Origin of the sequence: Parasynechococcus sp., assembly GCF_042954325.1 — a bacterium.
GTDB lineage: Bacteria > Cyanobacteriota > Cyanobacteriia > PCC-6307 > Cyanobiaceae > Parasynechococcus.
Genome location: NZ_JBGKDS010000027.1, coordinates 1 through 12,198, shown reverse-complemented (window position 1 = coordinate 12,198; position 12,198 = coordinate 1). Strand labels below are relative to the sequence as shown.

Below are 12,198 nucleotides of genomic sequence, written 5' to 3'. Positions count from 1 at the left end.
CTCACTGCGTCAGCTCATGGAGCGCGCAGTAGTCCTGAGCATCGAGCTCAGTGTCGCTGGCCCGCTCTAGCAGCGCGGCCACCCCTTGGAGACCGTCGGCCTTCAGACCCTGATCGGCCGCTTCGCTGAGAAACAGCAGGAGGTCCTTGCGGAGCAGGGCGGTGCTGAAGTTGGGGTCGCTGTACTCCCCATCGAGCATGCGTTGCAGCTTCTTGTCGAAGGTCGGGGCGTAGAGGGCGGAGGGCCGCAGGATCTCCATGAAGGTCTCCACGGGAACACCGGCCTGCTGAATCAGCCGCAGCGACAACGAGAAGCTGTGGGTGAGGCTGGCGATCAGCTGGTTGAGGGCGATCTTGGTGGCGGCTCCACTGCCCACGGGGCCGACCCGCTGCGGGGTTTCGGCGAGATGCTTCAGCAGTCCCTGGTGCCGAGCGAACACGGCGTCGCTGCCGCCGGCCATCACCAGCAGGGTGCCATTGAGCGCCTGGGGCTTGCTGCCCAGCACCGGTGCTTCCAGATAGTCACCGCCTTGTTCGGCCGTCTGGGTGGCCAGGGCCCGGCTTTCTCCGACGCCCATGGTCCCCATCGGGATCACCGTGGTGCCCTGCAAGGGTCCAAGCGCCTGCACCACTTCAGCGGTGACGGCCCCATCCCGCAGCACCGTGATCACCGCATCACATCCGTGGGCTGCACCGTTCAGATCGCCGATGGCGGTGGCTCCTGCCTCGAGAAGGCTGTTGCAGCGTGCGGGGGTGCGGTTCCACACCCGCAGCGACAACCCCTGTTGCAGCAGGCGTTGGCCGATGGCTTCCCCCAACAGACCAGTGCCGAGCAGTGCAATCGTGGGCATGGGGTGGCAGCGATGCGGGAGTCAGTATCAGCGCACACCCAGCCATTTGTGGGTCTGCAGGCTCAGCCGCCACTGCGGGTGCCGCCGGACATGCTCCACCGCCAGCTGCTGACCGCGCTCACTGTCCCATCCGGGTTGAAGCAGAAGCTCACGGCCTGCGCTGACCCCGGCGGCCATCGCCTCCGCGAACGGGAGATCGTCGGGTTCGAACACCACCACCTTCAGTTCGTGGCAGGCCGCGAGCAGCTCCGGGCGCGGTGGACGATGGCGCTTGGGGGACAGGGTGACCCAGTCGATCTGACCGCTGAGGGGATCAACCCCACTGGTTTCGAGATGGACCGGCCGTTGTGTGTGTGTCCGCAGGGCCGCCGTGAGCGGACCCAGCGGATGTTGCAGCGGTTCGCCGCCGGTGATCACCGTGAAGGCGGCGCCGGCACCGCAGGCCTGGCCGGCCAGTTCCGCCAGCGCGGTGATCGTGTGCTCCGGGTGACGATCCTCCGGCCAGGAGTGCTTGGTGTCACACCAGGGGCATCCGACGTTGCATCCAGCCAGACGGATAAAGAATGCACTGCGTCCGCTGTGGTGGCCTTCTCCCTGGAGGGAGTGGAAGGTCTCCACCACAGGGAGCACCCCCGGGTCCGTCATTGCACAGAGGCTTGATCGGATTGACGCAGTGCCTCGGCGGGGGAATCGGGCAGCCGTTGCTGGGCCGCTTCGATCAGGCCGCGGAACAGTGGGTGGGGGCGTCCGGGTCTGGAGAGGAATTCCGGGTGGTACTGACAGGCCGTGAAGAACGGATGCCCCTTCAATTCGATCAGCTCCACGAGCCGTCCGTCCGGTGAGGTTCCGCTGATCTCGTAGCCGGATTCCAGGAACAGTGTCCGGTAGGCGTTGTTGAACTCGTAACGGTGGCGATGGCGCTCATAGACCACTTCGTCGCTGTACAGCCGTTGAGCCAGTGTTCCCGCGGCGATGCGACAGGGGTAGACCCCCAATCGCATGGTGCCTCCGAGGTCCACCACGTCCTGCTGTTCCGGCAGCAAATGGATGACGGGATGCTGGGTGTCCGGATCGAGTTCGGCACTGGTGGCGCCATTCAGGCCTGCGAGGTTGCGGGCCCATTCGATCACTGCGGTTTGCATGCCGAGGCATAGCCCCAGGAACGGCACCCGTTGTTCGCGGGCCCAGCGGATCGCGGCGATTTTGCCGTCCACACCACGGTTGCCGAATCCACCGGGAACCACCACAGCATCCATGCCGCGCAGCAGGCCGTCGGCGCCGTTGCTTTCGATCTGCTCAGCACAGACCCAGTGCAGGTCCAGGGACGCGTTCTGGGCGATGCAGGCATGGCGGAGGGCCTCCACCACCGACAGGTAGGCGTCATTGAGCTGGACGTACTTGCCGACCAGAGCAACCTTCACCACCGGCCCCGGGTTGCGCAGGTTGTGCACCAGTTGGGCCCAGGCCGCCATATCGCTCGCATGGTCCTTGAGGTCCAGCACGTCCAGCACCTCCCGGCAGAGCCCTTCCTGCTCCAGGGTCAGTGGAACCGCATAGATGCTGTCGGCATCGAGGGAGGGGATCACCGCGCGGTTGGGGACGCCGCAGAACCCGCCGATCTTGCTTTTGAGGTCTTCACTGAACTCGCGGTCGCTGCGGCACACCAACACGTCGGGCTGAATTCCGATGGAACGGAGTTCCTTGACGGAGTGTTGGGTCGGCTTGGTTTTGAGTTCGCCGGAGGTGCCGATGAACGGCAGCAGGGTGACGTGGATGTAAGCGAGATCCCGACGACCCACATCCCCACGGAACTCGCGGATCGCTTCGAGAAAGGGCAGCGATTCGATATCGCCAACGGTGCCCCCGATTTCGGTGATCACCACATCGGCACCGCTGTTGGCCGCCACCCGGTGAATCCGTTCACGGATCTCACCGGTGATGTGGGGGATCACCTGAACGGTGCCGCCGTTGTAGTCACCGCGCCGTTCCTTGTTGATCACCGACTGGTAGATCGAGCCGGTGGTCACGCTGTTGAGGCGTGACATTGCAGTGTCTGTGAAGCGCTCGTAGTGGCCCAGATCCAGATCGGTTTCAGCACCGTCTTCGGTGACGAAGACCTCACCGTGCTGGAACGGGCTCATCGTTCCCGGATCCACATTCAGGTAGGGATCCAATTTGAGGATCGAAACGCTGTAGCCCCGTGACTTCAGCAGTCGACCCAGGCTTGCGGCCACGATCCCCTTGCCAATGCTGGAGACGACACCACCGGTAATAAAGACGAACTTGGCCATGACCCGCCTGGTGCTTCTTCAAGGTACCTGGCGTCCTGTCGAGTCAGGAATCCAGCTCTTGGATGTAGTCCCGCACCTTGCTGCGCCGTTGGGGCTGGCGCAGCTTCAGCAGTGCCCGCGTTTCGATCTGTCGCACCCGCTCGCGGGATAACTGCAGGTCTTCACCAATCTGGGCCAGGGTCTGAGGGGTGTCGTCCTCCAGTCCGAATCGCCGTCTGAGCACCGCCGCTTCACGGTTGGTGAGTTCATCGAGCAGGTCCTCGAGATCGTTGTGCAGCTCGTGATGGGTGAGGGTCTGTTCGGGTGTGTCGTGACCGTCTTCGATCAGATCCCCAAGCTGTGTGTCCTGGTCTTTGCCGACCCGGGTATCGAGTGAGATGGAACGCGGCACCCGGGCCAGGGTCTGGCGCACGGTGTCTTCGCTGACGCCCAGTTCCCTCGCCAGATCGGTGATGGAGGCGATACGGCCTTCATTGCTGGCGATCTCCTGCTGCACCCGCTTGATGCGGTTGAGCTTTTCCGTGACGTGCACCGGCAGGCGAATGGTGCGGCTTTGGGTGGCGATGGCCCGGGTCATGCCCTGGCGGATCCACCAGTAGGCGTAGGTGCTGAAACGGAAGCCGCGGGTGGGGTCGAATTTCTCCACCGCCCGTTCCAGGCCGAGGGTCCCCTCCTGCACCAAATCCAGGAGTTCCATCCCCCGCTGCTGATACTTCTTGGCCACAGCCACCACCAGGCGCAGGTTGGCCTGGATCATGTGGTCCTTCGCCTTGCGGCCATTGCGCAGCGCGATCTTGAGGTCGCGGGCTTCGATTGCGGCATGGCCGGCCCAGGCTGCATAGCCGGCATCGATCCGTTGCTGCAGCTCGTCCTGGTTCAGGCCGGCTGCCCGGGCCCATTCCTGTTTGGTCGGCCAGTGGCTGTGCTGATTGGCCTCGCGACGTTGCAGTTCCTCCAGCCGATGCAGTTCGGCAATGGCCGGGTCGCTGTCCGCCAGATCCCTCTGCTGCTGCAGCAGGGCTTCCCGGCGCTGGACCAGACGGGCCAGGGTGACTTCTTCCTCGTTGGTCAGAAGGTCAACCCTGCCGATGTCCTGCAGGTACAGGCGCAACAAGTCCGTCGTGCCGGTGCGTCGGCGTTCTCGGGAATCCCCAGTCGATCGGGGTGTGCGCGGCAAAAGCTGAAGGCAACGGATCGACCTTCAGCCTTCCTGTTTCTGGGGCTAGGTGCGCGAATTGCGCCTAATCCCTTTGGGATTCTGGTCAGTCTTCGTCGTTCGGGTCGACCCACGTGCTGGCCACATGCAGCTCCTCGAGCTGCTTGTCGGCGACCTCGCCAGGGGCGTTGGTCATCAGGCAGCGGGCTTGCTGTGTCTTGGGGAAGGCGATCGTGTCGCGGATGGACTCCTCGCCGGCCAGCAGCATCACCATCCGATCCACGCCAAAGGCCAGGCCGCCGTGGGGGGGGGCACCCACATCAAGGGCATCCATCAGGAAGCCGAATTGGGCCTGGGCTTCCTCAAGGGGAAGGCCCACGGTCTGCAGCACCTGTCGCTGCAGGGCTGAGTCATGGATCCTCAGGGATCCCCCGCCGAGTTCCAGGCCGTTCAGCACCAAGTCGTAGGCCTGGGCCCGGGCACCGGGAAGGGTGTCGGCCCAAGCCGCCTGGTCGTCGCCGAGGTCTTCGGTGTTCGGCGCACAGAACGGGTGGTGCAGGGCTTCGTAGCGGTTTTCGTCGCTGTTGAATTCGAACATCGGGAAATCCACCACCCAGAGGAAGTTCCACTGGTCGTTCTCCCGGTCTGGCTTCACCAGACCCAGTTCCTTGGCGAGGTACTGGCGGACACGGTCGAGGGCTTTGTTCACCGTGGCGGTGTCGCCGGCGCCAAACAGCAGCAGGGTGCCTGGTTCCGCGCCGGTGCGGCTGAGCATCTCCTGTTTTTGTTCCTCGGAGAGGTTGTCCTTGATGGCGCCGATGCTGTCGATCTCGCCGCCATCGCGTACGCGAATGAAGGCCAGGCCACCGGCACCGGCCGCTTGGGCTTCACTGAACACATCGCCGCCGGGCTTGATGCGCACGTTGGAGAGGGCGTCATTGCCGCCGGGGACGGCGATGCACTTCACCGCGCCGCCGGATTTCACGGCACCGCTGAACACCTTGAAGCCCATGTCCTTGACGATGTCGCTCACGTTGGTGAGCTCCATGCCGTAGCGGGTGTCGGGCCGGTCGGTGCCGTAGCGCTCCATCGCGTCATGCCACGTCATGCGCGGGAAGGGCCGCGGCAGATCGATGCCTTTGACCGCCTTCCAAATGGTGCAGATCAGTTGTTCATTGAGCTCCAGGATCTGCTCCTGATCCATGAAGCTCATCTCGATGTCCAGCTGGGTGAATTCCGGCTGGCGATCGGCGCGGAGGTCTTCGTCGCGGAAGCACCGGGCCACCTGGTAGTAGCGCTCAATGCCGCCCACCATCAGCAGCTGCTTGAACAGCTGCGGAGACTGTGGCAAGGCGAACCAGTCGCCACCGCACACCCGACTGGGCAGCACGTAGTCGCGGGCACCCTCGGGGGTGGAGCGGGTGAGCACCGGGGTCTCCACTTCAATGAACCCCTGTTCCTCCAGGAAACGGCGGGCGGCTTGGATGGTCTGCGCCCGCAGGCGCAGGTTGTCGTTCATGCGCTTGCGGCGCAGGTCCAGGTAGCGGTGCCGCAGCCGCAGCTCTTCCCGGGTGTTTTCCTCGTCGTGCACCGATACGGGGAAGGGAAGGTTCCCCTTCACGCTGTTCAGCACCTTGATTGCACTGGCGAGGACTTCCACTGCGCCGGTGGCCAATTTGTCGTTTAAGGAGTCCCCAGGGCGTGCGCGAACGGTTCCATTCACCTGGAGCACGGTCTCGCTGCGCAGGTGTTCAGCCACTGCAAAGGCCTCAGCGCCGAGGTCAGGGTCAACGGTGATTTGAACCGTGCCGCTGCGATCGCGCAGGTCGATGAAAATCACGCCGCCGTGGTCCCGGCGGCGATCCACCCAGCCGCACAGTTGCACTTGTTGATCGATCTGCTGTTCGCGCAGGTCGCCGCAACCGTTGCTGCGCATGGGGATCTCGCGTCTGATGACAGGCGAGTTTCCCACAGCAGCGGTGTTGGTCAGGCTCGTTTGTAGAAGGGTCGTCTGACGACCGTCGCTGGCTGGGCCTTGCCTCGGATCTCGACGTTGAGTTCGGTGCCGAGTTTGGCGAGGGCTGGTGGCACAAACGCCAGGGCGATCGGCTCCTCAAGCGTCGGCGACCAGGTGCCGCTCGTCACCACGCCGACAGGCTCTCCATTGTGGAGAACGGGGTAGTCGTGGCGCGCGATGGCGCGGCCGGTCAGCTTGAGGCCGACCAGTCGTTTGCCAGGACCGGTTTCAGCCGCCGCTTCCAAGGCCTTGCGGCCGACGAAATCCGCTGGCATCTCCAGGTGCACCAGCCAGCCCAGGCTGGCTTCGAACGGCGTCGTTTCTGCATTCATGTCCTGGCCGTAGAGGTGCATGGCCGCTTCGAGGCGCAGGGTGTCACGGGCGCCGAGGCCACAGGGGGTGACGCCTTCCTTCAGCAGTTGCGTCCACAACGTTTGGCCATCCTCCGCATTGAGCAACAGCTCCACACCGTCTTCACCGGTGTATCCCGTCCGTGCGGTGAACACAGGTTGGCTTAAGCCTTGCAGTGTGAGCTCGGTGTGGCCGAAGCGGGGCAATCCCTTCAAGCTCGAACCGCTCAGGCGTTCCAGCAAGGGAATGGCTTGGGGGCCCTGGAGGGCCAGCAGCACGCCGTTGTCCTTGATGTCCGTCACGCTGAGGCCCGCCGGCTCCAGCTGCTCGCGAATCCAGCTGGTGTCGCTCTCGGCGCAGGCCGCGTTGATCACCAGCACCAGCACACCGCGTTCGGCATCAAGCGCGCCACAGTCGTAGACGATCAGATCGTCGCGGATGCCGCCCAGATCATTGAGCAGCACCGTGTAACAGGCTTCGCCGGGGCCGATCCGGTGCAGGTCGCTGGGTACGAGACGTTGCAGCGCATCTTTGGGGTTGCGTCCCTCCAGCCGGAGGACGCCCATGTGGGAGATGTCGAACATCCCCACGGCGTCGCGCACGGCTTTGTGTTCGTGCATCAGTCCGCTGAACTGCACCGGCATCTCCCAGCCGGCAAAGGGAACCATTCGCCCCCCTCCGGCGCGGCACAGCTCGTGGAGGGGTGTTTGCAGCAGTGCCATATCTCGGGAAGGCCGAGGAGCAATCTTATGGAGAGCTTCAGCTCATGGAAGCGAACCAGGAGATCCGTGGTCTCCGCTGGCCTGGTTTCCCTGGTGTTCTTACCCTGAGACTCCGTTGGTGACCGCTTTTGCAGAAGACGCTCTGCTGCCGCACCTGTCAGCACTGTTCTGGTGTTGATGAGGCTGAACGGTGGTGTCGCATGCGTCGACTGGCGGTGTCCCCCGAAGCTGCTGATTGGGCCGTGTGTCACCACTGGACCGCTCGCGCTCCAGATTTGCCTCGCTTACATGCTGTCCAGGTGAGCCCCTCCGACCATCAGCTTGAGCTTGGTCGTCACCTTGCATAAGTCACTTTCCGCACATGGCGTTCGCCTGTTTTGCGGAATGATTTTTCGTAGTTTCCTTCGCTGAACACTGCAGCTTTCGAATCCCCAGTCCAGCCCCGTTGATCTTCTCGCTGCGCAGGACGAGGCGGATCGGGTCATGTTTCCGACCCGCTCGTCGATCTTTCGCCGCGGCGACACCGTCACCGCGATTTATGGGGTGGACCAAGGCCTGGTGGAACTCGCTGATGGTCCCCACAATCGAATCCGTTATGGACCGGGAGAGATCTTCTTCTTTGAGGACTTGGTGGATTTCCGGGAACACCACACCCGAGATGCCATCGCCTTGACGCCGGTGGCCTTGATTCGGATGGGGCGCAGCAACTTTCAGGCCTTGATTCACCGCCATCCCACCTTTGTGCTCCACCTGCTTGTGCAACAGCACGGGCGTCTGCGTCAGCAACGCCTGGATGCCCGTCACTTTTATTGAGCCGCTGCAGGCTCAGCCTGCCCGAGGAGCAACAGGAGGCTGCGGGTCACCTTGGAGGCCAACACGGCACTGACCCCCGTGGGATCCAGCTGTGGAGCCAGCTCCACCACGTCCGCTGCCACCAGTTGATGCGGTGCTAAGACGCCAACGAGAGCGGCGAAATCAGACCACGCATACCCCCCCGGTTCCGGGGTGCCGGTGCCGGGGAGGACGGCCGGGTCGAACCAGTCCAGGTCCACGGTGAGATAGATCGGGCGCCCCTTCAGCGGCCGTAGGGCCTCGTCCAGGGCGGCCACGTCGGGAATCAATCGACCGCTCTGGTGCAGTTCCTGGAATTCGTCGCGGGTGCCGCTGCGGATCGACAGCTGCAGCAGCGTCTGGCTGGGCAGCACCTCGAGGCAGCGCCGCATCGCACAGGCATGGCTGTGGCGGCTGCCGAGCCAGTCGTCCCGCAGATCGGCATGGGCATCGAGCTGCACCAGCACCAGATCGGGATGGTGTTCGGCCACGGCCGCCACGGCACCGGAACTGATGGAGTGCTCTCCACCCAGCATCAGGGGCTTCAAGCCCAGGTCCAGCACGACGCGCGTGGCCTGGTGAACCGCCTCCAGCACCGGTTCGGGCGCACCGAACGGGATCTCCACGGCCCCGAGGTCAGCGATGGCGAGGTCCTCGAGATCCAGGTTCAGCTGAGGGCAGTAGGTCTCCAGTCCAGTGCTGACGTCGCGGATCGCAGCGGGACCGAATCGGGTGCCGGGTCGGAAGGAGGTGGTGCCGTCGTAGGGAACGCCGAACAGGCCCACATCGCAGCCCTCAGGGTTGCGACGGGACCCCATGTAGATCGTTCCGTCGGAGTCGAAGAGGGGGTGGTCGAACGGGGCACTCATCGGTTCAGGTCGCGTTCGATGAAGGCGGGGATGGCATCGAAGCCACCGCGCTGCCAGCGGGAGCTCCAAATCTGGCAGTCCGCGGCAATCGCTTCCGCCCGTTGAGGATTCGGCGTGCGGTAGCGCGGTGCATCCATGGCGGCGAAGGTCCAGCTCCACCAACCACTCGGATACATCGGCACCCATCCGTAGAGGGGATCGGCGTGGTCGAACACGTCCCGGAGGAGCCGCACCATGGCCACATGCACCTCGCGGAAGGCTTCCGGTGATTCGCTCTGGGTGGCAAAGACGCCCCCAGGTCGAAGAATGCGCCGGCAGTGCTCGAAGAAAGCACGGTTGAACAGCCCCTCGGCCGGTCCCGCCGGATCGGATCCATCCACCAGCACGACGTCGTAGCTGGCGTCGTCAGCCTCCGCGGCCCAGGCGATGCCATCGCCCACTGTGAGGTGGAACCGTGGATCACCCCAGGCACTGCCGCCGATGCTGGCCAGGTGTTCCTGGCTGAGCTCCACCACCCGTCCATCGATTTCCACCATGTCGAGGTGCTGGACGCCGCTGTGTCTGAGGCATTCACGGGCGGTGCCGCCGTCGCCGCCGCCGATCACCAGCACCCGTTCGATGGCGCTGGCACCGCAGAGGGCTGGATGGACCAGCGACTCGTGGTAGTGCCGTTCCTGCTGCTCAGCGGTCATCCAGCAGCCATCCAGCAGCAGACCGCGTCCGTAGCGCTCGCTGCGGATCACGCTGATGCGTTGATACGGGCTGGTTTCCTCCACCAGCAGCTCTCCGGCCAGGCCGTAACGCACGCCCCGGTGTTCTTCGTCGATCCAGCCGACCACGTCGATGCGAACGATGGATCTAACCAGCTAACTCCGGGGCCGGACTGTTGTCGGTTGAACCACTACATCTGGCGGTGGTGTTGTTGACAACACCTACCTGTGGTGGTGGAATGCATCAAGGGTTGGAGTTGTTCCGGAAGAGAAGCAGCTCCTCCACCCTCTTTCCCCTTCACGGTCACTGGGGCCTGGTCTGATTCGATGGGCTGCATGGCCCAGGACCTCGTTGTCAGTGATCGCCTCGTGATTCCGGCCACTGATTTGCAGTGGCGGTTCTCCCGTGCGTCTGGCCCTGGTGGTCAGGGTGTGAACACCACGGATTCCCGGGTGGAACTTGGCTTGGAACTTGAGGCTTGTTCCGTGTTGGGGCCCTTTCGCCGGGCGCGACTACGGGAACGTTTGGCGGCGCGTCTGGTGGATGGATGTCTGCGGGTGGTGGTTGCTGAGGAGCGATCGCAGTGGCAGAACCGTCAGAAGGCTTTGGTTCGCATGGCCGAGCTGTTGCGGGACGGGCTCAAGCCGCCGCCGCCATCCCGCAAGGCCACACGGCCAACCCGGGGGGCGCAGCGCCGTCGGGTGCAGGCCAAGAAACAGCGCGGTGAACTCAAGCGTCAACGGCGCAACCGCCCATCGCTGGATGACTGAGCGGCACGGATCTCTGCTTTGGCCTGCTGCCAGAGGCCTTCGAGTTCGCTGATGCTGCGCCCTTGCAGCTTGCCCTCCAGAGCGGCCTCGACCCGTGAGAAGCGATCGAGAAAGCGCCGGTTGGTGCCCGCCAGGCCTTCTTCCGGAGCGATCTCACACCAACGCGCCACATTCACCAAGGTGAAGAGAAGATCCCCCAGTTCGTCCTGGGCATGCGCGCGATCGCCGCTGGCCACGGCCTCCTTGAGTTCATCGAGTTCCTCGTGGACCTTTTCCCAGACCCCCGCCATGTCGTCCCACTCGAAGCCGGCTTTGGCGGCTTTTTTAGAGATGGTCATCGCCCCGGCAAGGGCTGGCATGCCACGGACTTTGTCCCTGAGCTGGTCGCTGAGGGGGCTGCTGGATCCCTCCAGCGCCTTAGCGCGCTCCTCCGCTTTGATGCGTTCCCAGTTGGCGTTCACGGCGGCGCTGTCTTCAGCGATGGCATCCGCGAACACATGGGGGTGGCGTCGGATCAATTTCTGGGTGATGGCCGCAGCGATGTGCTCGAGGTCAAAGCGGTCTTCTTCGCGGGCGATCTGGGCATGCAGCACCACCTGGAGCAGCAGGTCGCCCAGTTCGTCGCGGAGGTCGTCGTCCTTGCCATGACGGATGGCATCGGCCACTTCATGGGCTTCTTCGAGCACATAGGGCACCAGAGAGGCGTGGGTCTGCTCGAGGTCCCATGGGCAGCCACCCTCGGGGTCGCGCAGGCGGGCGACGACCTCGATCAGCTTCTGCATGGACCCTGGTTGTGGCGCGGTCATCCTGGCGATCAGAACCGCGCCCACCCTCTCACCGTCCGCGTTCTCACCATCCTTGTGCTCACCGTCTTCGTTCAGCGCCGCCGATGCCGGCGACTGCGCCAGCGGTGCCATTCGGCGGGGAGGGGATCGCCGTCGAGGATGAGATGCAGCCAGCAGCTGGCGTCGAGCCCCACCAAGACGGCCAGCACCAATGAGGGGTTGCGTTGGCACCAGAGCAGGAGGACGCCCAGGGCCTCGCTGAGGGAGACCCCTGGAAGAACCGCCAGCGTCAGCGCTACCCAAGCGCTGAGCAACAGCAAACGGGTGACGGTGCCCAGGATCGGTCCATGGGACCAGAGCGAGCGATGGGGGATGAGCCGTCGATAGGGCCACCAGATCCACTGGAGGACACCCCAGCGGTTCAGCGCACGGCAGTGGGTGTCAAGGTCGGGCGACAACCACAGGCCGCCGATGAGAAAAGCCAGCGCTGTACTCAGGCCGTGGATCGCTCCCAAGCCCACACTGAGCACCAATGCGAGCGGAAGTGCGACCACAACGGTGGCGCGGTCGTGGTCCCTGCCAGCGGCCATGGGTCAGTTCACGGGCGGTGACGGTTGGGGCGCGTGAATCCCGTTGTCAGGCACAATGGCCGCGTCGGGCGATTAGCTCAGCGGTAGAGCACCTCCCTTACAAGGAGATTGTCACTGGTTCGATCCCAGTATCGCCCATATTGGAACGGCTGAAAATGTTGTCGGGCTGCTCGATTGTTGGTCGTTGACCGAATCCATTGCGCGCTTGCTCTGTGCCGATGAGCAGCTCAGTTTGCGCTGGTCAGGCTGTTGGAG

At 64.1% G+C, this 12,198-nt stretch carries 12 protein-coding genes and 1 tRNA gene; 3 read left to right on the top strand and 10 right to left on the bottom strand.

Annotated elements, in window-relative coordinates:
* Position 1 precedes the first annotated feature (1 nt).
* The 6 genes from ACGVKB_RS04330 to gcvT form a co-directional block, all read right to left on the bottom strand.
* Entirely contained in the window at positions 2 to 850 is an 849-nt protein-coding gene (locus ACGVKB_RS04330) for an NAD(P)-dependent oxidoreductase (RefSeq protein ID WP_392350054.1), read from the bottom strand.
* A 27-nt stretch (positions 851 to 877) separates the two neighbouring features.
* The gene (locus tag ACGVKB_RS04325; RefSeq protein WP_392350053.1) at positions 878 to 1,495 is read right to left on the bottom strand and encodes a 7-carboxy-7-deazaguanine synthase QueE; all 618 of its coding nucleotides are present in this window, start codon (positions 1,493 to 1,495) and stop codon (positions 878 to 880) included.
* Positions 1,492 to 3,141 (bottom strand): CTP synthase, encoded by a 1,650-nt coding sequence (locus ACGVKB_RS04320; RefSeq protein ID WP_392350052.1) that lies wholly within the window; start codon positions 3,139 to 3,141, stop codon positions 1,492 to 1,494. Before ACGVKB_RS04320 ends, ACGVKB_RS04325 begins: the two co-directional genes overlap by 4 nt.
* Before the next feature lie 43 nt (positions 3,142 to 3,184).
* Positions 3,185 to 4,318: an RpoD/SigA family RNA polymerase sigma factor gene (locus tag ACGVKB_RS04315; protein ID WP_392350051.1), complete on the bottom strand. Its 1,134-nt coding sequence runs from the start codon at positions 4,316 to 4,318 to the stop codon at positions 3,185 to 3,187.
* 85 nt (positions 4,319 to 4,403) lie between these two features.
* The gene (gene aspS / locus ACGVKB_RS04310; RefSeq protein ID WP_392350050.1) at positions 4,404 to 6,233 is read right to left on the bottom strand and encodes an aspartate--tRNA ligase; all 1,830 of its coding nucleotides are present in this window, start codon (positions 6,231 to 6,233) and stop codon (positions 4,404 to 4,406) included.
* A 50-nt stretch (positions 6,234 to 6,283) separates the two neighbouring features.
* Positions 6,284 to 7,387, bottom strand: a complete 1,104-nt coding sequence (gcvT, locus tag ACGVKB_RS04305; RefSeq protein WP_392350049.1) for a glycine cleavage system aminomethyltransferase GcvT — start codon at positions 7,385 to 7,387, stop codon at positions 6,284 to 6,286.
* Positions 7,388 to 7,870: 483 nt separating this feature from the next.
* Between gcvT and ACGVKB_RS04300 the strand changes: the two genes are divergently transcribed.
* Positions 7,871 to 8,200, top strand: a complete 330-nt coding sequence (locus tag ACGVKB_RS04300) for a cyclic nucleotide-binding domain-containing protein (RefSeq protein ID WP_392350048.1) — start codon at positions 7,871 to 7,873, stop codon at positions 8,198 to 8,200.
* On the opposite strand, the gene speB is transcribed toward ACGVKB_RS04300, so the two are convergent.
* Positions 8,194 to 9,087, bottom strand: coding sequence for an agmatinase (gene speB, locus ACGVKB_RS04295; RefSeq protein WP_392350047.1), 894 nt, complete (start codon positions 9,085 to 9,087; stop codon positions 8,194 to 8,196). The two genes, ACGVKB_RS04300 and speB, sit on opposite strands and share 7 nt — an antisense overlap.
* Positions 9,084 to 9,926, bottom strand: coding sequence for a polyamine aminopropyltransferase (speE, locus tag ACGVKB_RS04290; protein ID WP_392350046.1), 843 nt, complete (start codon positions 9,924 to 9,926; stop codon positions 9,084 to 9,086). The genes speB and speE overlap by 4 nt, the downstream gene beginning before the upstream one ends.
* Before the next feature lie 207 nt (positions 9,927 to 10,133).
* Here speE and arfB point away from each other — a divergent pair, with 207 nt between their 5' ends.
* On the top strand, positions 10,134 to 10,568 hold the full coding sequence (gene arfB / locus ACGVKB_RS04285; RefSeq protein ID WP_392350045.1) for an alternative ribosome rescue aminoacyl-tRNA hydrolase ArfB: 435 nt from the start codon (positions 10,134 to 10,136) through the stop codon (positions 10,566 to 10,568).
* On the opposite strand, the gene mazG is transcribed toward arfB, so the two are convergent.
* Together mazG and ACGVKB_RS04275 are read right to left on the bottom strand one after the other, a co-directional pair.
* A complete protein-coding gene (gene mazG, locus ACGVKB_RS04280) occupies positions 10,535 to 11,374 on the bottom strand; it encodes a nucleoside triphosphate pyrophosphohydrolase (RefSeq protein WP_392350076.1) in 840 nt (279 codons plus the stop codon). The two genes, arfB and mazG, sit on opposite strands and share 34 nt — an antisense overlap.
* Before the next feature lie 71 nt (positions 11,375 to 11,445).
* A complete protein-coding gene (locus ACGVKB_RS04275; RefSeq protein WP_392350044.1) occupies positions 11,446 to 11,943 on the bottom strand; it encodes a metal-binding protein in 498 nt (165 codons plus the stop codon).
* Positions 11,944 to 12,009: 66 nt separating this feature from the next.
* Between ACGVKB_RS04275 and ACGVKB_RS04270 the strand changes: the two genes are divergently transcribed.
* A tRNA-Val gene (locus ACGVKB_RS04270) sits at positions 12,010 to 12,081 on the top strand.
* Positions 12,082 to 12,198 lie beyond the last annotated feature (117 nt).

What these genes read in the sequence shown, in the direction of transcription:
- ACGVKB_RS04325 (WP_392350053.1), bottom strand. Translation starts at nt 1,495, where the DNA reads ATGACGGACCCGGGGGTGCTCCCTGTGGTGGAGACCTTCCACTCCCTC.
- ACGVKB_RS04320 (WP_392350052.1), bottom strand. Translation starts at nt 3,141, where the DNA reads ATGGCCAAGTTCGTCTTTATTACCGGTGGTGTCGTCTCCAGCATTGGC.
- arfB (WP_392350045.1), top strand. Translation starts at nt 10,134, where the DNA reads ATGGCCCAGGACCTCGTTGTCAGTGATCGCCTCGTGATTCCGGCCACT.
- speB (WP_392350047.1), bottom strand. Translation starts at nt 9,087, where the DNA reads ATGAGTGCCCCGTTCGACCACCCCCTCTTCGACTCCGACGGAACGATC.
- mazG (WP_392350076.1), bottom strand. Translation starts at nt 11,374, where the DNA reads ATGACCGCGCCACAACCAGGGTCCATGCAGAAGCTGATCGAGGTCGTC.
- ACGVKB_RS04275 (WP_392350044.1), bottom strand. Translation starts at nt 11,943, where the DNA reads ATGGCCGCTGGCAGGGACCACGACCGCGCCACCGTTGTGGTCGCACTT.
- ACGVKB_RS04330 (WP_392350054.1), bottom strand. Translation starts at nt 850, where the DNA reads ATGCCCACGATTGCACTGCTCGGCACTGGTCTGTTGGGGGAAGCCATC.
- gcvT (WP_392350049.1), bottom strand. Translation starts at nt 7,387, where the DNA reads ATGGCACTGCTGCAAACACCCCTCCACGAGCTGTGCCGCGCCGGAGGG.
- aspS (WP_392350050.1), bottom strand. Translation starts at nt 6,233, where the DNA reads ATGCGCAGCAACGGTTGCGGCGACCTGCGCGAACAGCAGATCGATCAA.
- ACGVKB_RS04300 (WP_392350048.1), top strand. Translation starts at nt 7,871, where the DNA reads ATGTTTCCGACCCGCTCGTCGATCTTTCGCCGCGGCGACACCGTCACC.